The organism is Pseudomonas jessenii, from assembly GCF_002236115.1.
Taxonomy (GTDB): domain Bacteria; phylum Pseudomonadota; class Gammaproteobacteria; order Pseudomonadales; family Pseudomonadaceae; genus Aquipseudomonas; species Aquipseudomonas jessenii.
In genome coordinates this window covers 541,766-563,699 of sequence record NZ_NIWT01000006.1, presented here as the reverse complement: position 1 = coordinate 563,699, position 21,934 = coordinate 541,766, and the positions used below count along the sequence as shown (strand labels likewise).

23 protein-coding genes and 1 pseudogene are annotated in these 21,934 nt (G+C 60.9%); all 24 read left to right on the top strand.

What is annotated here, in order from left to right; all coding sequences use genetic code 11:
- Positions 1–218: 218 nt before the first annotated feature.
- The 24 genes and pseudogenes from PSJE_RS22610 (at position 219) to PSJE_RS22495 (ending at position 21,866) form a co-directional block, all read left to right on the top strand.
- Entirely contained in the window at positions 219–878 is a 660-nt protein-coding gene (locus tag PSJE_RS22610) for a hypothetical protein (protein WP_090452906.1), read from the top strand.
- A gap of 143 nt (positions 879–1,021) precedes the next feature.
- Complete coding sequence (cbiE, locus tag PSJE_RS22605; protein WP_090452904.1) at positions 1,022–2,233, top strand: precorrin-6y C5,15-methyltransferase (decarboxylating) subunit CbiE; 1,212 nt, start codon at positions 1,022–1,024, stop codon at positions 2,231–2,233.
- On the top strand, positions 2,226–3,323 hold the full coding sequence (locus PSJE_RS22600) for a cobalt-precorrin-5B (C(1))-methyltransferase (RefSeq protein ID WP_090452902.1): 1,098 nt from the start codon (positions 2,226–2,228) through the stop codon (positions 3,321–3,323). The genes cbiE and PSJE_RS22600 overlap by 8 nt, the downstream gene beginning before the upstream one ends.
- Positions 3,320–4,045 (top strand): cobalt-precorrin-6A reductase, encoded by a 726-nt coding sequence (locus tag PSJE_RS22595; protein ID WP_090452900.1) that lies wholly within the window; start codon positions 3,320–3,322, stop codon positions 4,043–4,045. The genes PSJE_RS22600 and PSJE_RS22595 overlap by 4 nt, the downstream gene beginning before the upstream one ends.
- A 56-nt stretch (positions 4,046–4,101) precedes the next feature.
- Positions 4,102–4,436 (top strand): annotated as a pseudogene (locus PSJE_RS22590) (type II toxin-antitoxin system RelE/ParE family toxin).
- A gap of 4 nt (positions 4,437–4,440) precedes the next feature.
- Positions 4,441–4,764 carry a helix-turn-helix domain-containing transcriptional regulator gene (locus tag PSJE_RS22585; protein WP_008016808.1) on the top strand — a complete coding sequence of 108 codons (324 nt, stop codon included), beginning with the start codon at positions 4,441–4,443 and terminating at the stop codon, positions 4,762–4,764.
- Between the two features lie 110 nt (positions 4,765–4,874).
- On the top strand, positions 4,875–5,273 hold the full coding sequence (locus PSJE_RS22580; protein ID WP_090452899.1) for a DUF2946 domain-containing protein: 399 nt from the start codon (positions 4,875–4,877) through the stop codon (positions 5,271–5,273).
- Positions 5,274–5,320: 47 nt separating this feature from the next.
- Complete coding sequence (locus tag PSJE_RS22575; protein ID WP_090452897.1) at positions 5,321–5,800, top strand: copper chaperone PCu(A)C; 480 nt, start codon at positions 5,321–5,323, stop codon at positions 5,798–5,800.
- Positions 5,801–5,821: 21 nt separating this feature from the next.
- Complete coding sequence (locus tag PSJE_RS22570; RefSeq protein ID WP_090452895.1) at positions 5,822–6,283, top strand: DUF2946 domain-containing protein; 462 nt, start codon at positions 5,822–5,824, stop codon at positions 6,281–6,283.
- 192 nt (positions 6,284–6,475) lie between these two features.
- Positions 6,476–8,593 (top strand): TonB-dependent copper receptor, encoded by a 2,118-nt coding sequence (locus PSJE_RS22565; RefSeq protein ID WP_090452893.1) that lies wholly within the window; start codon positions 6,476–6,478, stop codon positions 8,591–8,593.
- 111 nt (positions 8,594–8,704) lie between these two features.
- Positions 8,705–10,084: a PepSY-associated TM helix domain-containing protein gene (locus tag PSJE_RS22560; protein WP_090452891.1), complete on the top strand. Its 1,380-nt coding sequence runs from the start codon at positions 8,705–8,707 to the stop codon at positions 10,082–10,084.
- Positions 10,085–10,240: 156 nt separating this feature from the next.
- The gene (locus PSJE_RS22555; RefSeq protein ID WP_090452889.1) at positions 10,241–11,029 is read left to right on the top strand and encodes an ABC transporter ATP-binding protein; all 789 of its coding nucleotides are present in this window, start codon (positions 10,241–10,243) and stop codon (positions 11,027–11,029) included.
- Positions 11,026–11,985, top strand: a complete 960-nt coding sequence (locus PSJE_RS22550) for an ABC transporter substrate-binding protein (protein WP_090452887.1) — start codon at positions 11,026–11,028, stop codon at positions 11,983–11,985. Before PSJE_RS22555 ends, PSJE_RS22550 begins: the two co-directional genes overlap by 4 nt.
- On the top strand, positions 11,982–12,992 hold the full coding sequence (locus PSJE_RS22545; RefSeq protein ID WP_090452885.1) for a FecCD family ABC transporter permease: 1,011 nt from the start codon (positions 11,982–11,984) through the stop codon (positions 12,990–12,992). The genes PSJE_RS22550 and PSJE_RS22545 overlap by 4 nt, the downstream gene beginning before the upstream one ends.
- A gap of 312 nt (positions 12,993–13,304) precedes the next feature.
- Positions 13,305–14,570, top strand: coding sequence for an urea ABC transporter substrate-binding protein (urtA, locus tag PSJE_RS22540; RefSeq protein ID WP_057712186.1), 1,266 nt, complete (start codon positions 13,305–13,307; stop codon positions 14,568–14,570).
- 164 nt (positions 14,571–14,734) lie between these two features.
- On the top strand, positions 14,735–16,237 hold the full coding sequence (urtB, locus tag PSJE_RS22535; RefSeq protein WP_090452884.1) for an urea ABC transporter permease subunit UrtB: 1,503 nt from the start codon (positions 14,735–14,737) through the stop codon (positions 16,235–16,237).
- Positions 16,237–17,316 carry an urea ABC transporter permease subunit UrtC gene (urtC, locus tag PSJE_RS22530; protein WP_090452882.1) on the top strand — a complete coding sequence of 360 codons (1,080 nt, stop codon included), beginning with the start codon at positions 16,237–16,239 and terminating at the stop codon, positions 17,314–17,316. The genes urtB and urtC overlap by 1 nt, the downstream gene beginning before the upstream one ends.
- The gene (urtD, locus tag PSJE_RS22525) at positions 17,313–18,185 is read left to right on the top strand and encodes an urea ABC transporter ATP-binding protein UrtD (protein WP_057712189.1); all 873 of its coding nucleotides are present in this window, start codon (positions 17,313–17,315) and stop codon (positions 18,183–18,185) included. Before urtC ends, urtD begins: the two co-directional genes overlap by 4 nt.
- 134 nt (positions 18,186–18,319) lie before the next feature.
- Positions 18,320–19,018, top strand: a complete 699-nt coding sequence (gene urtE / locus PSJE_RS22520; protein ID WP_090452880.1) for an urea ABC transporter ATP-binding subunit UrtE — start codon at positions 18,320–18,322, stop codon at positions 19,016–19,018.
- A 161-nt stretch (positions 19,019–19,179) separates the two neighbouring features.
- Positions 19,180–20,019, top strand: coding sequence for an urease accessory protein UreD (locus tag PSJE_RS22515; RefSeq protein ID WP_090452878.1), 840 nt, complete (start codon positions 19,180–19,182; stop codon positions 20,017–20,019).
- Between the two features lie 156 nt (positions 20,020–20,175).
- A complete protein-coding gene (locus PSJE_RS22510) occupies positions 20,176–20,478 on the top strand; it encodes an urease subunit gamma (RefSeq protein ID WP_057712192.1) in 303 nt (100 codons plus the stop codon).
- Positions 20,479–20,487: 9 nt separating this feature from the next.
- Positions 20,488–21,021 carry a GNAT family N-acetyltransferase gene (locus tag PSJE_RS22505; protein ID WP_090452876.1) on the top strand — a complete coding sequence of 178 codons (534 nt, stop codon included), beginning with the start codon at positions 20,488–20,490 and terminating at the stop codon, positions 21,019–21,021.
- 6 nt (positions 21,022–21,027) lie between these two features.
- Positions 21,028–21,561 (top strand): GNAT family N-acetyltransferase, encoded by a 534-nt coding sequence (locus PSJE_RS22500; protein WP_090452874.1) that lies wholly within the window; start codon positions 21,028–21,030, stop codon positions 21,559–21,561.
- The gene (locus PSJE_RS22495; RefSeq protein ID WP_057712195.1) at positions 21,561–21,866 is read left to right on the top strand and encodes an urease subunit beta; all 306 of its coding nucleotides are present in this window, start codon (positions 21,561–21,563) and stop codon (positions 21,864–21,866) included. The genes PSJE_RS22500 and PSJE_RS22495 overlap by 1 nt, the downstream gene beginning before the upstream one ends.
- Positions 21,867–21,934: the final 68 nt, after the last annotated feature.

Here is a 21,934-nt window from a genome sequence, read left to right as displayed (position 1 = left end):
GAAGGACAGCATTATGCCTGCTTTGGGCGGTCTGATGAAAAGCCCAAGCGGCTTGACGACGAAATACTCTCGATCCAGACATAAAGTTGCTTCGCTTGCAAACAGCAAGAATCAACTTCACCCATCAATCTTATTCAAACCACACGGCCACTCTTGTACTTTTGCCCAACATACAAAACAAACAACACCGGAATTTAGATATATTCAAGGAGTAGTACATGAACACGGAAACACCGGCTGGAGCATTGACCGCCCACAATCTCATTTCATGCATCGAGCAACTTTCGCTGCAAGATTACGATGACTTCACTCATTGCACTCAGATAGCCACCCAGTCCGCCGACATGGTCAGCAGTCGCTTTGCCAACTCGACAAAGTGGCTGCATGAATACGTCACAACGTTGAATTTTCTTGGCTGGTCCGTCTTTCAGGATGCGATCTTTACCCGCACTCAACACACCCTCTCGAAAAGCATTGCGGAGTTTCTGGTCCAAAGCGCTCAAGCCATGCCGGACATCCGACAAGGGAACGCCATGATTGACACGCTCGACGCGCTGAAAACCGACGAGCCCGCGCTGTATTCGCTGGATCAACAAAGCCTCTTGGGAGAGCGGTTTCAGGTAATACCTGCACGCTATGATTCAAAGGGTTTTCTTGAGATCGCAGTTTTTAATCTCGAATTGGTGACATCTACAAAAAGGAGCAATTTTCTATTTTTTCACATGGAAGAACAGACGACAAAGATCATTCAGCACCGAGCCACTCTGAAACTTGACAAAAACGTACTCGAAAGCAAAAGAGCGCTCATAGACCGCAAACGGAGCGAAATCAGGATGAAGAGATTCGACCTGCAAAAGGTACCAACAATACATCCGTAATAGTGCGCTATCACCGTCAATGACGCTTTCTCCCGCTGACAACCGGCGAACTCAATCCACACCGCGCTATGATGCACCACCGCACAGGTCGACACAGACCGGCAGCGCGATGATTTGGCTTCGATTGATAGAAGAGGAACAGCATGACCCCCTGGCTGACAGTGGTAGGCATTGGAGAAGAAGGCTTCAAGGGGCTTGGCAAAAATGCCCGACACGCTCTGCTGAACGCTACGCGGATCATTGGCGGTCAACGGCAACTGGACCTGTTGCCAGCCTGCATCTGCGGTGTACGGCAATTGTGGCCCAGTCCTTTCGCCCTTGAACCGGTTTTGGCGAAACAGGGAGAACCCGTTTGCGTCCTGGCCAGCGGTGATCCAATGTTTTTCGGGGTGGGAGCCAGTCTCTCCCGACATTTATCCAGCGATGAAATGCTTATTCTGCCCGCTCCCTCTTCCTGCTCGCTCGCCGCGGCGCGAATGGGTTGGCCTTTGCAGGAAGTGGTCACGTTGTCAGTGGTTGCCCGCCCCGTCGCCGCACTCAACGCGCAATTGTCCAGTGGCGTGCGCTTGCTGGTGTTGAGTAACGACGGCCGCAGCCCCGCCGCCATCGCCGCACTGCTGCGTGAACGTGGTTTCGGTCCGAGCCGGATAACGGTGCTCGAACATTTGGGCGGTGAAGCCGAGCGACGTGTCGACGGTATCGCCAATGACTGGACCGATCCTGTGATCGCCGACCTGAACCTGATCGCTATCGAGTGCATCGCCGAGCCGGACACGCTACGCCTGTCGCGACTGGCCGGCCTGCCGGACTCCGCCTTCAAGCACGACGGCCAACTGACCAAGCGCGATGTGCGCGCCATCACCCTCGCGCGCCTGGCCCCGACCCCCGGCGAACTGTTGTGGGATGTCGGCGCCGGCAGTGGCTCGATCGGCATCGAATGGATGCGCGCCCACCCCGGTTGCCGCGCACTGGCCATCGAGGCAGATGCGGGCCGACAAGCGTTGATCGAATACAACCGCGATGCCCTAGGCGTTCCCAGCCTGCAACTGGTTCGCGGCAGCGCGCCGCAGGCACTGACCGGGCTGGAGCGGCCAGATGCGATTTTCATCGGCGGCGGTGTCACCCGCGAGGGCGTGCTCGATACCTGCTGGGCCGAACTCAAACCCGGTGGCCGACTGATTGCCAACGCAGTCACACTGCAAAGTGAAATGACCCTGATGGCCTGGCGCGAGCAACACGGCGGGGAGCTGACGCGAATTCATATCGCCCAGGCCCAACCACTGGGCGACTTCGACACCTGGCGCCAGGCCTTGCCGATTACCTTGCTGGACGTGACGAAACCCTTCGATGCGTGACGAAACCGCCGAACACCCCGCCCCTCTGCGCAGCGGCCTGACCACCGGCAGTTGCGCCACGGCCACCAGCCTTGCCGCCGCACGTCTGCTGCTGGCTGGCACATCGGCCGATGCGGTGGAAATCGTGTTGCCCAAGGGCAAACAGGTGCAGATGCGCCTGGAGTTCTGCCGCCTCACCGAGGACGGCGCCGAATCGGGAACCCTCAAGGATGCCGGTGACGATCCGGACGTGACCCACGGTGCCCTGCTCTACTCCCAGGTGCGCCTGAGCAGCGAACCGGGGACGCGCTTCAAGGCCGGTCGCGGTGTCGGCACCGTGACCCGGCCCGGGCTGGTGCTGGGAGTCGGCGAGCCCGCGATCAACCCGGTGCCGCGCAAAATGATCAGCGAACACCTGGCCCGACTGGCTGACGAACTCGACTACAGCGGCGGTTTCGAGGTCACGGTCAATGTCGAGAACGGCGAGGCACTGGCACTGAAAACCATGAATCCACGCCTGGGCATTCTTGGTGGCCTGTCGATCCTCGGCACCAGCGGTATCGTCCGGCCGTTTTCCTGTGCGGCCTACATCGCCTCGATCCACCAGGGCATCGACGTGGCGAAAACCAACGGTTACCTGCACATCGCCGCCTGCACCGGCAACGCCAGCGAAGACACCATGCGCCGGGTCTACAACCTGCCGGAAATCGCCCTGATCGAAATGGGCGACTTCGTTGGCGCCGTGCTCAAGCACCTGCGCAAAGTACCTGTGGATAAACTCAGCCTGTGCGGTGGTTTCGGCAAGATCAGCAAACTGGCGGCCGGGCACATGGATTTGCACAGTCGCCATTCGAGCATTGACCTGCCGCAACTGGCGTTATGGGCGGCGCAGGTCGGCGCCGATGCGGCGTTGCAGCAGAACATCCGCGAGGCCAACACCAGCCAGCAGGCACTGGCCATGGCCGCCGCAGCCGGGGTCGCCCTGGGTGATGCAGTCTGTCAGCACGCCCTGGATTTTGCCCGCAGCGTGGTGCCGGCGCAGGTTCAGGTGGAAGTCTTCGCCATCGATCGCCAGGGCGGGATCGTTGGCCATGCGGGAGCCTTTCAATGAAGCGCATCCTGTTACTCGGCGGCGTGACCGAAGCCATGGCCATTGCCCGCACGCTGGGACCGCAGCATATCTACAGCCTGGCCGGCATCGGTCGGATTCCGACGGATCTGCAATGCCAGGTTCGCGTCGGTGGCTACGGTGGTGCCGAAGGGTTGGCGCAATTCATTCGCGATGAAGGTATCGATCTGCTGCTCGATGCCACTCACCCCTACGCCGCCCGAATCAGCCAGAACGCCGCGACTGCCGCACGCTTGAGCGGCATTCCCTGCTGGGCGCTGCGGCGTCCGGCCTGGCAAGCCCAGGCGGGTGATGACTGGCGGGAAGTCAGCGATTGGGCCGGACTGATCGACGCCCTGAAGCCCTTCCGTCGACCGCTGTTCACCCTCGGTCGCGAGCCCCTGCAACACCTGGACGAAATTCCAGCGGAACAATTCTGGACCCTGCGCGCACTGGATGTGTATCCGGGCAACGAGCGCTGCGAAGTGATTGGCGCACGTGGACCCTTCCAGATCGACGATGAACGTGAGTTGTTCGAACGGCGAAACATCGACGTGCTGATCAGCAAGAACAGCGGCAGCACGGCGACCGAACCGAAACTGGAAGTGGCGCGTGAGCGGGGGGTGCCGGTGATTGTCTTGAAGCGGCCGGTGTTGCCGGGGGTTGATCGGGAGTTCCTGACGCCTGAGGAAACAGTTGGCGCGTTGTCGGTCTTCGTTCATTAGGTCAGGATCATTGGCTTGCATGATAAGTAACCTATTTGTTACCGTCAGGGCCGCCTGTGATCACACTCGAAGAATACGTACAGGACAACGAAACCAGCCCCTTCAGTCACTGGTTTTCCAACTTAAAGCGCAGGCAGCGCTCAAGGTATCCACCGCGCTGCTGCGCCTTGAGTTAGGAAACACATCAAACATCAAGTGGTTCGACGGGCTCGGCGAGTACCGGATAAATTGGGGCCCGGGCTATAGAATCTATCTCGTTCAAGAAGGGAAACACCTGATCATCCTTTTTGGTGGCGGTGACAAGTCCACACAAAAAACTGACATCAAACAAGCGAAAGTACTGATAGCCGAGTTTCGATCCCGAAAAAAGACTGAACGGCACCGGAGATAACGTCATGGCGCTCACCCGAAGTTACAAACACACCATTGCCGAGCGTGCCCAACGTGATCCCGAGTTCGCCCAGGCACTGTTGGATGAGGCTGCTACTCTGTTTCTTAACGGCGAACCCGAAATGGCCCGGATCATCCTGCGCGATCTCATCAACGCCACCGTTGGTTTCGAAGAACTGGCAAAGGAAACGGCAAAGCCCAGCAAAAGCCTCCATCGAATGTTGTCCGCCAAAGGCAACCCAAGCATGGACAACCTGGCTGCAATATTCGCCGTAATTCGCGCTACGCTTGGAGTAGAAATACAAGTACATGCGGTACGTGCGCACTGAGCTGACGTCTTTTTGCTGCGACACCACACCGCACGCCGCCTTTTTACTTATCGGCCCTGATCAGGCTAAATAGCCCGCGCCTGATCGCCCACCCAAACGGATTTTGTCCCATGTCCCGACACCGGCTCGCAATTGCCTGGATAGCCTGCTTCGCAGTGCTGTTCAACATGCTCGCCATGCCGATGTCCGGAGCGATGGCGCAAACGGCGAAGTCATCCGCCGAACAGTTGTTGTGGGGTAGCTTCTGCAGCTCCAGTGGCACCAGGATGGTGGCGATTTCCATCGGGGACCTTGAACACAAAGCCCCGCAAAGCGACGATCATTCCAACATGCAGCATTGCTGGTGCTGCTCGGGTTCCGCGCCATTGGTGGCGTTGCCGGGGCATACGCCACAACTGTATTTCGCGCACTTCGAGTCCAACCGAAGCCTGCCTGCCGCCTCTCTGGAAAGCCCATCACCGCGCCAGCAATGGCCGAGTCTCAACCCCCGCGCGTCCCCTCTGGTGTGATTTTTTCTCGCAATTGACTGCGTTTTAAATCGTTCCGGAGAATTGCCATGTTGAACAAACTCATCGTTCTGGCTGCGTTGCTGCTGCCTGCCTGCTTTGCCAATGCCCACGAATACAAGGTCGGCACACTGGAAATCGCTCATCCGTGGTCCCAGGAGTTGCCGCCCAATGCGCCCACCGTTGCGGCGTATTTCGTGATCAACAATCAAGGCAAGACCGCCGACCGCCTGCTCAGCGTCGACACCCCCATTGCGGGCGAAGCGCAATTGCATGAGCACGTGATGCAAGGCGACATGATGAAAATGCAGCACGTACCGAGCGTGGAAGTGCCCGCCGGTGGCGAGGTCACTTTCGCACCCATGGCCTATCACGTGATGTTGCTGGGCCTCAAGGACCGCAGCCTGCTCACTGACGGCAAGCGCTTCCCCATGACGCTGCACTTCGAGAAGTCCGGTGACGTGACGGTCGAAGTCGCGGTGCAGAAGCAGGCGCCGGACGCCATACAAGAACACAAGCACGCGCAATAACCACCCGCGCTGAATACGCCCATGCGCCCGCTTAGCGCCAGGTCATTCAGGTCACGCAATCAGGCATTGAGCCTGACACGTGGCAGCTGGATCAGCCTGTTCGCCATGCTGATGATCTTTATCGGTCCGCTGATTTCTCAGTCGATGCCGATGGATTCGCGCGCCATGTCGATGAGCATGCCTACGGGTATGAGCATGGACATGTCGGCGATGGAGCATGCCGACCATGCCACGCAAGCCACGCAAGCCACGCAAGCCACCACCGAGCATTGCCCGCCAGCCCCCGGGCACCATGTGCTGTGGGAAAAGTGTGGCTATTGCAGCCTGCTGTTCAATTGCCCGGCGCTGACCGGTGGCGTGTCTTTCGCCAACTTCGTCATCCCGCCCATCAATACCTTCACCACACCCTCTGCGCGCCAGGGCCATGCCCGGCCAACCTTCTTCCCCGGCGCCCGCACCCGCGCCCCGCCCGTCGTCGCGTAAACACTCACTTCTGATTTCACACGGTCCGCAAGACAGCCAAAGCAACCTGTGGGAGCGAGCTTGCTCGCGAAGAGGAAGTGTCAGTCAACGTTGATGTCGTCTGGCACACCGCTTTCGCGAGCAAGCCTGCTCCCACAGGGACAGCTTCAGGCTGCCGGCCGTGTCGTTTACGACTGTTCGATGGAAATTGTCATGTCCAGGTTTTCCGCTGTCCCGTGCTTGAGCCCTGCCCAAGCCTCTTATGCCCTGAACGAATTCGGCGTTCGTTTCAGACACGCCACCGCTATCCTGTGCGGTGCATTGCTGGCGCCTTCTGTGCTGGCCGATGACCATGCCGGTCACACCGAAGAACTGAGCCCGACGGTGATTACCGCCGTTGCGCCCAGCTCGCCCCTGACCATCGTCACCAACCCCAAGGACCCGCGACAACCGGTGCCCGCCAGCGATGGCGCCGATTACCTGAAGACCATCCCCGGCTTTGCCATGGTGCGCAATGGCGGCACCAATGGTGACCCGGTGCTACGCGGCATGTTCGGCTCGCGGCTGAACATCCTCACCAACGGCAGCATGATGCTCGGTGCCTGCCCGGGCCGGATGGACGCCCCGACCTCATACATCTCGCCGGAAACCTACGACAAGCTCACCGTGATCAAAGGTCCGCAAACCGTGCTGTGGGGACCGGGTTCCTCGGCTGGCACTATCCTGTTCGACCGCGAGCCGGAGCACTTCGGCGCACTCGGCACCCGGGTCAACGCCAGCGTGCTGGCCGGTTCCAACGGCCGCTTCGACAAACTGGTGGACGCTGCCGCCGGTGGACAATCGGGTTATGTGCGGGTCATCGGCAACACCGCACACTCCGACGACTACCAGGACGGCAACAACGACACCGTGGCGTCGCGCTATGACAAATGGAACGGCGACGTGGCCGTCGGCTGGACGCCGAACACCGACACCTTGCTGGAGCTGACCGCCGGCCGTGGCGATGGTGAAGCCCGCTACGCCGGGCGCGGCATGGACGGCTCGCAGTTCCTGCGCGAAAGCCTTGGCCTGCGCTTCGAGCAATCCAACATCGGCGAGGTACTGGATAAGGTCGAGGCGCAGGTCTACTACAACTACGCCGATCACGTGATGGACAACTACACCCTGCGCACGCCCTCCGGCACCGGGATGATGGCCGGCCCCATGGCATCCAACGTCGACCGCCGCACCCTCGGCGCCCGGGTCAAGGCCACCTGGCGCTGGACTGATGTGCAACTGATCAGCGGTATCGACGCGCAGACCAACGAACATCGCCAGCGTGGTGCCATGGGCGTCGACACCTACAAGGACCTGCCGTACACCAAGGATGCTGACTTCCATAACTACGGAGTCTTCGGCGAATTGACCTGGTACGCCGCCGACCGTGACCGCCTGATCAGCGGCGCGCGCCTGGACCGCGCCTCAGCCAAGGATTATCGGCAGACCACCGGCTCGGGCATGATGACCCGCCCCAATCCGACCGCCGACGACACCCGCGCCGACACCTTGCCGAGTGGTTTCATCCGCTATGAGCATGACCTGGCCGACAGCCCGGCCACCTTGTATGCCGGCCTCGGTCACTCCCAACGATTCCCGGATTACTGGGAGCTTTTCTCTCCCAAGTCCGGCCCCGCCGGTTCGGTGAATGCCTTCGACTCGATCAAACCGGAAAAAACAACCCAACTCGATTTCGGCCTGCAATACAAGACCGAAGACCTCGAAGCCTGGGCCTCGGCTTACGTCGGACAGGTGCGCGATTACATCCTGTTCAACTACACCCCGACAATGATGGGTACGACCTCGCAAGCCGAAAACATCGACGCGCGAATCATGGGCGGCGAACTGGGCGCCGCTTACAACTTCACCGACAACTGGAAAGCCGACGCGACCCTGGCCTACGCCTGGGGCAAGAACAGCAGCGATGGCAGTGCATTGCCGCAGATGCCGCCGCTGGATGCCCGTTTCGGCCTGACCTACAGCGAAAACAACTGGAGCGCCGGCGCACTGTGGAGAGTGGTCGCCGCACAAAACCGCATCGACCAGAACAAGGGCAACGTGGTCGGCAAGGACTTCGACAAGACGCCGGGCTTCGGCGTGTTCTCCCTCAACGGAGCCTATCGGATCAACAGCAACTGGAAGGTCAGCAGCGGCGTCGACAACCTGTTCGGCAAGGCTTACGCCGAACACTTGAACCTGGCCGGCAACGCCGGTTTCGGCTACCCGGCCAATGACCCGCAAGCCATCAAGGAACCGGGGCGAACGCTCTGGACCAAGGTGGACATGAGTTTCTAAAAGCTTCGCGAGCAAGCTCGCTCCTACAGGGGAGCGAGCCTGCTCGCGATCGGTTGCGCAGCAACCGCAAAAACAAACAACTAAAAGATCCAGCCAAGCGGAGCACACGTGATGAAACAGCCCAAAGTGAATTTCTACAACCTGGCCTGGCGCTGGCATTTCTATGCCGGATTGTTCGTTGCGCCATTCATGGTGATGCTGGCGTTGACCGGCACCGTCTACCTGTTCAAACCGCAGCTCGACTCGCTGATGTACAGCAGCCTGCTCAACGTCCCGGCCGGTCATCACACCGTCCCGGCCGACGACCTGCTGACACGGGTGAAAACGGCTTATCCACAAGGTCAGGTCACCCAGTACCTGCCGCCGGTCAATGCCGAGCGCAGCGCGCAGTTTGTCGTGCTCAACGATGAAAAGGAGCTGAACGTTTTCGTTGATCCGTACCACGGTGACATCCTCGGTGAACAAGACGCCAAGAAGAACCTGCAAGCCATCGCCCGGTCGATTCACGGCGAGCTGATGATCGGCACCGTTGGCGATCGGCTGATCGAACTGGCCGCCGGGTGGGGCGTGGTGCTGGTGGTGTCCGGCATTTTCCTGTGGTGGCCGCGCGGTCAGGCGGCAGGCATTTTGTGGCCACGCCTGAACAGTCGAGGTCGCGTATTGTGGCGCGACCTGCACGCGGTCACCGGGTTCTGGGGCGCGTCCCTGCTGCTGGTGATGCTGCTCAGCGGCATGACCTGGACCGGTTTCTGGGGCAAGCAATACGCCGAAGTGTGGAACGTGTTCCCGGCGGCCATGTGGGATGACGTGCCGAAGTCCGACGTCGAGGCACGCAGCCTCAACACCGCCACCCGCCAGACCGTGCCGTGGGCCATGGAAAACACCCCGATGCCGATGTCCGGCGACCATGCCGAGCACATGGCCCACGACGACGCAGCGGCCGGTCCGGCATCGCCGACCATCCGCCTGCAGGACGTACAAAACATCGCCAGAGAGCGCAAGGTCGAACCGGGCTACAGCATCACCCTGCCGACCACCGCGACCGGCGTGTTCACCATCGCCGTATTCGCCGACGACCCGCGCAATGACGCCACGCTGCACATCGATCAGTACACCGGCAAAGTCCTGGCCGATGTACGCTTCGAGCAGTACGGCACCGTCGCCCGCGCCACGGAAATCGGCGTGATGCTGCACGAGGGCAAGATGTTCGGTGTGTTCAATCAGATCGTCGTGTTGCTGATCTGCCTGATGATTTTGCTCAGCGCGGTCAGCGGCGTGGTGATCTGGTGGAAGCGCCGTCCGCAAGGAAAACTCGGCGTGCCGCCGCTGCGCCATGACCTGCCAAAATGGAAAACCGCGATGGTGATCATGTTCGCCCTGGCAGTGGCCTTCCCGTTGGTGGGTGCTTCTCTGGTGGCGGTGTGGGTGCTCGATCGCGTGCTGCTGTCGCGCTTTACCCGGCAAACTGAGTCGGCTTCATCTTCATCTTGAAACAGGCGAGATGCGCCGGGAGAAAGGCACTGTAAACTCCCCGCGCATCACCTCAGCCCCATCGCGAGCAAGCTCGCTCCCACAGGGATTGCGTAAGACCTGTGGGAGCGAGCTTGCCCGCGAAGGGGCCATCAGCATCACCTCAAGAGTCACTGCATGACCTCGCTGAATCTGACAAACCTTACCTGGTCCCCACTGGGTCACGGCCATTGCCACCACCAATTCCAGCTGCGTGACGCCTCGCTACACGTGGCCGCCGGTGAGTTCGTCGGGCTGATCGGCCCCAACGGCAGTGGCAAGACCAGCCTGTTGCGGTGTGCCTGGCGCTTCAATCAACCGGAAAGCGGCGAGGTCAGACTCGATCACCAGAACGTCTGGAAGCACTCCTCGCGCTGGTGCGCGCAACGCATCGCCGTGGTGTTGCAGGAGTTCCCTGATGCCTTCGGCCTGACCGTCGAGGAGGTGGTCGCCATGGGCCGCACGCCGCACAAAGGCTTGTTCGATGGCGACACCCTTGAAGACCGCGACCTGGTCAATCAGGCCCTGGAATCCGTCGGCCTCAAGGGCTTCGAAGACCACGGGTTCGCCACTCTCTCCGGTGGTGAAAAACAGCGGGTCATCCTCGCCCGCGCCCTGGCCCAGCAACCACAACTGCTGATCCTTGACGAGCCGACCAACCACCTCGACCCGCATTTTCAGCTTGAGCTTTTGAAGTTGGTCAAGCGCTTGAATATCGGCACCCTGGCGAGCATCCACGACCTCAATCTGGCGGCGGCTTTTTGTGATCGACTGTACGTGATCAACCATGGTCGTATCGTCGCCAGCGGCACGCCGAAAGAAGTCCTGACCGCTGCGCTGCTGCGCAATGTGTTCGGCGTCCAAGCACTGATCGATGAACATCCACTGCACGGCTACCCACGAATCACCTGGATAACCCAACCATGACTTTGCGTTCCCTGCTGCGCTCCTGCCTCTCTCTCGTGATGCTGCTGGGCAGCGTCCAGGCATTGGCCGAAGCCACCCGTTACCCGCTGACAATCAAAAGCTGCAACCGCGAAGTGACCTTCAAGCAGGCACCAAAACACGCGCTCAGCCACGACATCAACATGACCCAGATGATGCTCGCCCTCGGCCTCAAACCACGGATGGCCGGTTACAGCGGCATCAGTGGCTGGAAGGCCGTGACGCCCGAGATGCAGGGCATTCTCGAAGGCCTGCCGGAACTGGCGGCCAAGTACCCGTCGGTGGAAACCCTGCTCAATGCCAACGTCGATTTCTTCTTCGCCGGCTGGGACTACGGCATGCGTATCGGCGGCGATCTCACGCCGCAAACCCTGCAACCACTGGGCATCAATGTGTATGAGTTGAGCGAGTCTTGCGCCTTCGTGATGAAGCGCCCGCCGGCCAGCCTCGAAGACACCTACAACGACCTGCGCAACCTCGGCAGAATCTTTGACGTGCAGGACCGCGCCAATGCCCTGATCACCCACATGCAGGCGCAAGTGGCAGACATTGGCAAAGACCTGCCCGCGGAAAAACCGCGGGTCTTCCTGTACGACAGCGGCGAAGATCGCGCCATGACCTCAGGAAGCCTGGGTATGCCGCAAGCGCTGATCGACGCCGCTGGCGGGCGCAATGTTCTGGAGGATGTCGACGCAAGCTGGACCCGGGTCAATTGGGAAACCGTGGTCGAGCGCAACCCGCAGGTGATCGTGATCGTCGACTACAGCGAAGTCACTGCCGATCAGAAGATTCAATTCCTGCTGAGCAACAAGGCCCTGCAATCGGTGGACGCGATCAGGCACCAGCGCTTCATCGTCATCCCTTACGTGCAGGCCACGCCGGGGATCGATAACGTGCTGGCGGTCGCAACCCTGGCCAAGGGTTTCCACGGCGAATGACCAACCGTCGCTACGCCCTGATGCTGATCGCACTCGGTGCCCTGTTACTGGTGTCGTGCGTGGTGTCCCTGGGTTTCGGCCCGGCGCGGGTGCCGCTGGATGTGGTGTGGCGCATCCTGTTGCATAAACTGTTCGGTTTCGGTGTGGTGGACTGGAACCCCGGACAGGAACATATCGTCTGGCTGATCCGCGTCCCGCGCATGCTGCTCGGCGCGCTGGTGGGCGCGGGCCTGGCGTTGATCGGCGCGGTGCTGCAAGCAGTCACGCGCAACCCGTTGGCTGACCCGCACCTGCTCGGCGTGACTTCCGGTGCCACACTTGGCGCGGTGATCGTGGTGCTGCATGTCGGTGAAATCGTTGGCCTGCTGACCTTGCCGATCGCGGCATTCATCGGGGCATTGCTGAGCATGCTGGTGGTGCTGATGATTGCAAGTCGTCATGGGCGCCTGGACAGTGACCGCTTGCTGCTGTGCGGCGTGGCGGTGTCGTTCGTGATGATGGCGATTGCCAATTTGCTGCTGTTCATGGGCGACCATCGAGCCAGTTCGGCGGTGATGTTCTGGATGCTCGGCGGGCTCGGGTTGGCACGCTGGGAATTGCTGGCGGTACCGACAGCCAGTGTGTTGTTCGGGCTGATGTTGCTGCTGGGTATGGCGCGACCGCTGAATGCACTGATGGCCGGTGAACAGACGGCGGTGACCCTGGGCCTGAATGCACGCACCGTGCGCCTGCGGGTGTTTTTGATTGCCTCGTTGATGACCGGAGTGCTGGTGTCGATCAGCGGCTCGATTGGTTTTGTCGGGTTGATGGTGCCGCATATTGCGCGGCGCCTGGTCGGGGCTGAACACCGACGGTTGCTGCCGGTGTGCGCGTTGCTTGGCAGCGTGTTTCTGGTTTGGGTCGACGTCGCCGCCCGGACCATGATTGCTCCTGAAGATCTTCCCATTGGCGTCGCTACCGCCGCGATTGGCGGACTGTTCTTCATCGGCCTGATGCGCCGTCGCTGATCCCTGTGGGAGCGAGCTTGCTCGCGATGGCGGCGGCACATCCAACATGACGGTGTCTGACCCACCGCTATCGCGAGCAAGCTCGCTCCCACAGTTGATTGGGGTTGCCCACAAGATCTGCGCTCCAATCTGGCGCACCTCTTCGCACCAACACGCCTGTCGCGATCCTTCATGGTGCGCCATCAAACCGCACGACCGCTCTAAACCGACATTTCCCTGCCTTTGCCGACCGGGCACAGCCCTTGCAAAACACACCTTCAGTAGTCCGCATCTGCCAACCAAGAAAACTCATAAGTTCATGGAGATCGCACAATGAAGCGTCGCAGTTTGATCAAGGCTTTCACACTCTCGGCATCCATTGCCGCGATGGGCATGACCTGGACTGTCCAGGCCGCCGAGACCATCAAGGTCGGTATTCTGCATTCGTTGTCCGGAACCATGGCGATCTCCGAAACGTCGTTGAAAGACATGGCGCTGATGACCATCGACGAGATCAACGCCAAGGGCGGCGTGAACGGCAAGATGCTCGAGCCGGTGGTGGTCGACCCTGCCTCGAACTGGCCGCTGTTCGCCGAGAAGGGTCGTCAATTGCTGACCCAGGACAAGGTCGCCGTGGTGTTTGGTTGCTGGACTTCCGTATCGCGTAAATCGGTACTGCCGGTGTTCGAAGAACTCAACGGCTTGCTGTTCTACCCGGTGCAATACGAAGGCGAAGAGATGTCGCCGAACGTCTTCTACACCGGCGCTGCGCCGAACCAGCAGGCGATCCCTGCCGTTGAATACCTGATGAGCGAAGAAGGTGGCAGCGCCAAGCGCTACTTCCTGCTCGGCACCGACTACGTCTACCCGCGAACCACCAACAAGATCCTGCGTTCGTTCCTGCACTCCAAAGGCGTGGCCGACAAGGACATCGAAGAGGTCTACACCCCGTTCGGTCACAGCGACTACCAGACCATCGTCGCCAACATCAAGAAGTTCTCGGCAGGCGGCAAGACGGCGGTCATCTCCACCGTCAACGGCGACTCCAACGTGCCGTTCTATAAAGAACTGGCCAACCAGGGCCTGAAGGCTACCGACGTGCCGGTCGTGGCGTTCTCGGTGGGCGAAGAAGAACTACGTGGCATCGACACCAAGCCATTGGTGGGCAACCTCGCGGCGTGGAACTACTTCGAGTCGGTTGAGAACCCGGCGAACAAGAAATTCGTCGCCGACTGGAAAGCCTACGCGAAGAAACACAACCTGCCGGGCGCCGACAAAGCGGTGACCAACGATCCGATGGAAGCCACCTACGTCGGCATCCACATGTGGGCGCAAGCGGCTGAAAAAGCCAAGTCCACCGACGTCGACAAAGTTCGCGAAGCCCTGGGCGGCCAGACCTTTGCCGCGCCGTCCGGATACACCCTGACCATGGACAAGACCAACCACCACCTGCACAAGCCGGTGATGATCGGCGAGATCCAGGCCGACGGTCAGTTCAATGTGGTGTGGCAGACCGAAGGCCCGATCCGCGCCCAGCCGTGGAGCCCGTTCATTCCGGGTAACGACAAGAAACCGGACTACGCGATGAAGAGCAACTAAGCCACTGGATGTCGGCGCCAGGCTCAGTGCCTGAGGCCGACACAACTCCCTGTGGGAGCGAGCTTGCTCGCGATGAGGTCGGCACATTCGACATCTCTTTGACTGGGCCACCGCTATCGCGAGCAAGCTCGCTCCCACAATGTTCCGCGTCAAGGCGACTCTCTATGCCCACCGCCCTTTACCGCATCATTTTCGCCATTGCACTCTTGCTGCCGATGGCCACTCACGCTGGCGACGCCGAAGACTTCGTCGCCGCCAATCCCGTGCAGCAAGCCAGGCTGCTGGAAGCCTGGGCCGCGCAGCCCGATCCGGCCCGCATCGAATTGATCAACGCCCTGCAACAAGGCGAATTGACCGTCGACGGCCAGTCGAAAACCTTGCGCCTGAACAATCGCTTGCGGGGCTTGATCGACACCGCCCTGGCCAGCCACCAACTGCTCGCCGCCGACGCCAAATTGCGTCTGGCCGCTGCGCAGCAACTACAGAAAAGTGCCAAACCGGCGCAGTTGAAATTCCTCGACCAGCAACTGGCGGGCGAAAAGGACGAAGGCGTCCACAGTGCCCTGAGTCTCGCCCTGGCCAACCTGCAATTGGTCGACAGCGACCCGGCCGTGCGCCTCGCAGCCGTCCGCCTGCTCGGTGAAACCGGTGACCCGCTGGCCCGCACCCGTCTCGAAGGCTTGCTCGAGCCTGGCGTTGAAGCCGATGCCACCGTACGCACTGCGGCCGAAACCAGCCTCGCTCAAGTCAAACGCAAACTGCTGGTCGGCGAGATGCTCGGCCAGGCATTCAGCGGTATGTCCCTGGGCTCGATTCTGCTGCTCGCGGCATTGGGTCTGGCGATCACCTTCGGCCTGCTCGGTGTGATCAACATGGCCCACGGCGAGATGCTGATGCTCGGTGCCTACTCGACCTACGTGGTGCAACTGATGTTCCAGCGCTTCGCCCCGCAGGCCATCGAGTTCTATCCGCTGATGGCGCTACCGGTGGCGTTTTTCGTCACCGCGGCCATCGGCATGGCGCTGGAGCGCACGGTGATTCGCCACCTCTATGGCCGCCCACTGGAAACCCTGCTCGCCACCTGGGGCATCAGCCTCATGCTGATTCAACTGGTTCGTCTGGTGTTCGGCGCGCAGAACGTCGAAGTGGCCAACCCCGCGTGGCTGTCGGGCGGTATTCAAGTGCTGCCGAACCTGGTGCTGCCGTACAACCGCATCGTCATCATTGCCTTTGCGCTGTTTGTGGTGGTGCTGACCTGGCTGCTGCTGAACAAGACTCGCCTGGGCCTGAACGTGCGCGCCGTCACCCAGAACCGCAACATGGCTGCCTGCTGCGGCGTGCCCACCGGACGCGTGGACATGCTCGCCTTCGGCCTCGGCTCGGGCATCGCCGGCCTTGGCGGTGTGGCGTTGAGCCAGATCGGCAACGTCGGCCCGGACCTCGGCCAAAGCTACATCATCGACTCGTTCCTGGTGGTGGTGCTCGGCGGTGTCGGTCAGTTGGCCGGTAGCGTGCTGGCGGCGTTTGGCCTGGGGATCGCCAACAAGATTCTCGAACCGCAGATCGGTGCCGTACTCGGCAAGATCCTCATCCTCGCGCTGATCATTCTGTTCATCCAGAAACGTCCGCAAGGCCTCTTCGCACTCAAAGGACGGGTGATCGACTGATGAACCAGCCCCTGCTCGTTACCGCGACCCAAAAAGCCGGCCCTAAAGCCTCGATTGCCGTCGGTGCAGTGATCCTCGCTCTACTGTTGGCGCTGCCGCTCCTGTCGTTGTTACCGGTGGACAGCACACTGCATGTTTCAGCCTATACGCTGACCCTGGTGGGCAAGATTCTTTGCTACGCCATCGTCGCACTGGCGCTGGACCTGGTGTGGGGTTACGCCGGCCTGCTGTCCTTGGGGCACGGCCTGTTCTTCGCCCTCGGCGGCTATGCCATGGGCATGTACCTGATGCGCCAGGCCTCGGGCGATGGCTTGCCGGCCTTCATGACGTTCCTGTCGTGGACCGAAATGCCGTGGTTCTGGACCGGTACCAGCAGCTTCCTCTGGACCCTGTGCCTGGTGGTTTTGGCGCCGGGGTTGCTGGCCTTGGTGTTCGGCTTCTTTGCCTTCCGCTCGCGGATCAAGGGTGTGTATTTCTCGATCATGACCCAGGCCCTGACCTTCGCCGGGATGCTGCTGTTTTTCCGCAACGAAACCGGCTTCGGCGGCAACAACGGCTTCACCAACTTCCGCACGATTCTCGGCTTCGGCATCACCGAGCCAGGCACCCGCGCAGTGCTGTTTTTCGCCACGGTGCTGTTGCTGGTGGCGAGCCTGTTTATCGGCTGGCGCCTGGCGCAAAGCAAATTCGGACGGGTACTGACTGCGCTGCGCGATGCAGAAAACCGCCTGATGTTCTGCGGCTACGACCCGCGCGGCTTCAAGTTGTTTGTCTGGGTATTGAGCGCGGTGTTGTGTGGCCTGGCCGGCGCGCTGTACGTGCCGCAAGTGGGGATCATCAACCCGAGTGAGATGTCGCCGACCAACTCTATCGAAGCCGCGGTATGGGTGGCCCTTGGCGGTCGCGGCACCTTGATCGGTCCGTTGCTCGGTGCCGGTGTGGTCAACGGCATGAAGAGCTGGTTCACCGTGGCATTCCCCGAATACTGGCTGTTCTTCCTTGGTGCGCTGTTCATCGTCGTGACCCTGTACCTGCCCAAGGGCGTGATCGGTCTGCTGAAAAAAAGAGGTGAATCATGAGAGTCACTGCAACGGCTGAATTCATGCTCGAACCGGCGTTCTTTCCGCCACTGGAACCCAACCGCGACGCCGGCAGCAGCCGCGATGCCATCGGCCTCGGCCAACGTGCCGGCAAAGGGCTGAACACGCGCCACGGCACCATCCTGACCCTGGAAGACATCAGCGTCAGCTTCGATGGCTTCCGCGCGTTGAACAATCTGAACCTGTACATCGGCGTCGGCGAACTGCGCTGCATCATCGGCCCCAACGGCGCGGGCAAGACCACCCTGATGGACGTGATCACCGGCAAGACCCGCCCCAGTCACGGCAAGGCCTGGTTCGGCGAAACCCTGGACCTGACGCAAATGAGCGAAGTGCAGATCGCCCAGGCCGGTATCGGCCGCAAGTTCCAGAAGCCCACGGTGTTCGAAGCCTTGAGCGTGTTTGAAAACCTTGAGCTGGCGCAGAAAACCGACAAATCCGTTTGGGCCAGCCTGCGGGCGCGCTTGAGCGGCGAGCAGAAAGACCGCATCGCCCAAGTGCTGGACACCATTCGCCTGACCTCGTCGGTCAATCGCCCGGCCGGCCTGTTGTCCCACGGCCAGAAACAATTCCTGGAGATCGGCATGCTGCTGATGCAGGACCCGCAATTGCTGCTGCTCGACGAACCGGTCGCGGGCATGACCGACGCCGAAACCGAATTCACCGCCGAGCTGTTCAAGAGCCTGGCCGGCAAGCACTCGCTGATGGTGGTGGAACACGACATGGGCTTCGTCGGCTCGATTGCCGACCACGTCACGGTGTTGCATCAGGGCAGCGTGCTGGCCGAAGGGTCGCTGGAGCAGGTGCAGGACAACGAGCGGGTGATCGAGGTGTATCTCGGTCGCTAAACCTGCAAACACCTATCCAACTGGGGGAGCGAGCTTGCTCGCGATAGCGGTGTATCAGTCAACAACAATATTGAGTGTGCCGACGCCATCGCGAGCAAGCTCGCTCCCACAGGGGATCTGAGGAGAATCTGGAAATGCTGCAAGTCGAAAAGCTGCACCAGTACTACGGCGGAAGCCACATCCTGCGCGGCCTGACGTTTGACGTGAAGGTCGGCGAAGTCACCTGCCTGCTCGGCCGAAATGGCGTGGGCAAGACCACCCTGCTCAAATGCCTGATGGGTCTGCTGCCAGCGAAGGAAGGCTCCGTGAACTGGGAAGGCAAGCCGATCACCACGTTCAAGCCACACCAGCGTGTGCATGCCGGCATCGCCTACGTGCCACAGGGCCGGGAGATCTTCGGCCGCCTCACCGTGGAAGAGAACCTGCTGATGGGCCTGTCGCGGTTTCCCGGCAGCGAGGCGAAAGAAGTCCCGGCGTTCATATATGAGCTGTTCCCGGTACTGCTGCAAATGAAACAACGCCGAGGGGGTGACCTGTCCGGAGGCCAGCAACAACAACTGGCCATCGGCCGTGCACTGGCCAGCCGCCCTCGCCTGCTGATCCTCGATGAGCCCACCGAAGGCATCCAACCCTCGGTGATCAAGGAGATCGGTGCCGTGATCAAAAAACTCGCGGCCCGGGGCGACATGGCTATTCTACTGGTCGAGCAGTTCTACGATTTCGCCGCCGAACTGGCCGATCAATACCTGGTGATGTCCCGGGGCGAAATCGTGCAACAGGGTCGCGGCGAGAATATGGAAGCTGAAGGGGTGCGCGGGCTGGTCACGATCTGAGCTTCTGTCCACAGCGGGCTCGAAGCACTATTTTGTCGCACCATCTTCCATGCCGCGCCCCCAACTGGTGCGCGGCGACGTTCAACGGCGCTCTCCTTCCAGTGATGCCCTGCGGCACAGCCTTTGCAACCCTCCTGAGGACCTCTCGATAAGCACTGACCATGACTCTTCCTGCATCCGGCGTTTTGTTTACCCCCAGTTGGCATGCCGAACTGGAACTGGGCTACGCCCGATTCGACAACACCACCCGCCCGGTCCAGCGTCGACACAAAGGCCCGCTGCGGGTGCAAAAGCACCTGTACGCCGAAGGGCCTGAAGTCTGCCAGCACATCATCGTCCACCCCCCTGGCGGAATTGCCGGCGGTGATCGACTGGACATTTCGGCCAGCGTCGAGCGTGATGCCTGGGCACAAATCACCAGCCCCGGCGCGGCCAAGTGGTATCGCGCCGCCGGCCCCGCCTATCAGCAGCTGAAGTTGAAGGTGGCGGCCGGTGCGACACTGGAATGGTTGCCCCAGGAGACGATCATTTTCAGTGCGGCGCAGGCTGAACTCAGCACCGGGATTGACCTTGAAGGCGATGCCCGTTTGTTCTACTGGGACGTCGTGGCCCTGGGCCGTCCGGCCAGTGGCGAACGCTTCGACCTTGGGCACTTCCAGGCGCAACTGGATATCCGCCGCGACGGCCAGTTGCTCTGGCACGAACGCCAGCGCATTGTCGGGGCGGACGGTTTGCTCGATTCGCCGATTGGGCTGGATGGGCAACCGGTGTTTGCGACATTGCTGGTGACGGGTGAAATTGATAGCGAACTGCTGGAGCGCTGCCGCTCGCTGAGCCATGACGTGCGCGGGGATCTGACGCAGTTGCCGGGGTTGTTGGTTGCCCGATGCCTGGCCAGTGAGGCGCTGTTGGCGCGAGGGTGGTTGATTGAACTCTGGAAGTTGTTGCGTCCAGTCTTGCTTGGCCGTGAAGCCTTGCCACCCAGAATATGGAACACCTGAATTGCTTTTCTGTAGGAGCGAGCCTGCTCGCGATAGCGGTGTATCAGGCGCCATTTATGTTGAATGTGCCGACGCCATCGCGAGCAGGCTCGCTCCTACAGGGGTTCTGTGCAAGCAGATCCCACTCTTTTTAATCTGCCCGGATGGATGTCTACGATGGACCTGACCCCACGCGAAAAAGACAAGTTGCTGATCTTCACCGCCGGCCTGGTGGCCGAGCGGCGTTTGGCTCGCGGCGTGAAACTCAATTACCCGGAGGCCATGGCCTACATTTCCGCCGCGCTGCTTGAAGGCGCCCGCGATGGCCAGACCGTGGCCGACCTGATGCACCTGGGCACCACCCTGCTGAGCCGCGAACAAGTGATGGAAGGCATCCCGGAAATGATCCCGGAAATCCAGGTCGAGGCCACGTTCCCCGACGGCACCAAACTGGTCACCGTCCACCAACCCATCGCCTGAGGCCGCGCCATGACCTACCACATCCGCGATGCCGTGCATGCCGACCTGCCAGCCATCCGTGACATTTACAACGACGCGGTACTCAACACCACGGCGATCTGGAACGAGCAGGCGGTCGACCTCGGCAACCGCCAGGCCTGGTTCAGCGCCCGGCAATCCCAGGCTTATCCGATTCTGGTGATTGTCGATGCCGACGACACAGTGCTCGGGTACGCCTCGTTCGGCGACTGGCGCCCGTTCGACGGCTTCCGCCACACCGTCGAGCACTCGGTCTACGTGCGCAGCGACCAGCGCGGCAACGGCCTCGGTCCGCAACTGATGAAAGCACTGATCGAGCGCGCCAAAGGCTGCGGCAAGCACGTGATGGTCGCCGCCATCGAAAGTGGCAACGCCGCCTCGATTCGCCTGCATGAGCGCATCGGTTTTATTACCACCGGGCAGATGCCACAGGTGGGCACCAAGTTCGGTCGCTGGCTGGACCTGACCTTCATGCAACTGACCCTCAATCCTGGCGCACAGCCACCTGCCGCCAACAAGGAGTGATTGCCCATGAACCCCGCCCAACTGCGACGCGTCAATGTAGAAAGTTTCGCGCACTACCGTCAGGGCCTGATTGATCTGCTACTCGACGCCGTCGGCTATGGCGCCAGCGTCGGCTTCATGGCCGATCTCGATGCGACGCAGGCACACGCCTATTTCGATGAGGTTCAGGACAATCTGATCAAGGGCAATGTGTTGCTGTGGGTGGTGGTCAAGGACGAACAGGTGCAAGCCAGCGTGCAATTGGGGTTGTGCCGCAAAGCCAACGGTTTGAACCGCGCCGAAGTGCAGAAACTGCTGGTGCGCGAGCATGCCCGGCGGCGTGGTCTAGGCCAACAGTTGATGAGTGCGCTGGAACAGGCCGCCCTGCAACACAAGCGCGGCATGCTCTTCCTCGATACTGAAGCCGGCTCGCCCGCCGAAGATTTCTACAAAGCCCTGGGTTACACCCGCGCCGGGGAAATTCCCGATTACGCCTGCGACCCGAGCGGCCGCTACAAGCCCACTGCCTTCTTCTACAAGATTCTCCAAGGAGCCCATTGATGATTCCCGGTGAATACCAGATCCAGCCCGGCGACATCGAACTTAACGTCGGCCGCCGCACGATCAGCCTGACGGTGGCCAACAGCGGTGACCGGCCGATCCAGGTCGGTTCGCATTACCACTTTTTCGAAACCAATGACGCCCTGAACTTCGACCGCGCCGCCAGCCGCGGCATGCGCCTGAACATCCCCGCCGGCACCGCCGTGCGTTTCGAGCCGGGGCAGAGTCGCCAGGTCGAACTGGTCGATCTGGCGGGGCATCGTCGGGTGTTCGGGTTTGCCGGGCGGATCATGGGCGATCTCTGATTAATGCGTTGTCAGTACCGCCCCCATCGCGAACAAGCTCGCTCCCACAGGGGAACGCGATCAACTGT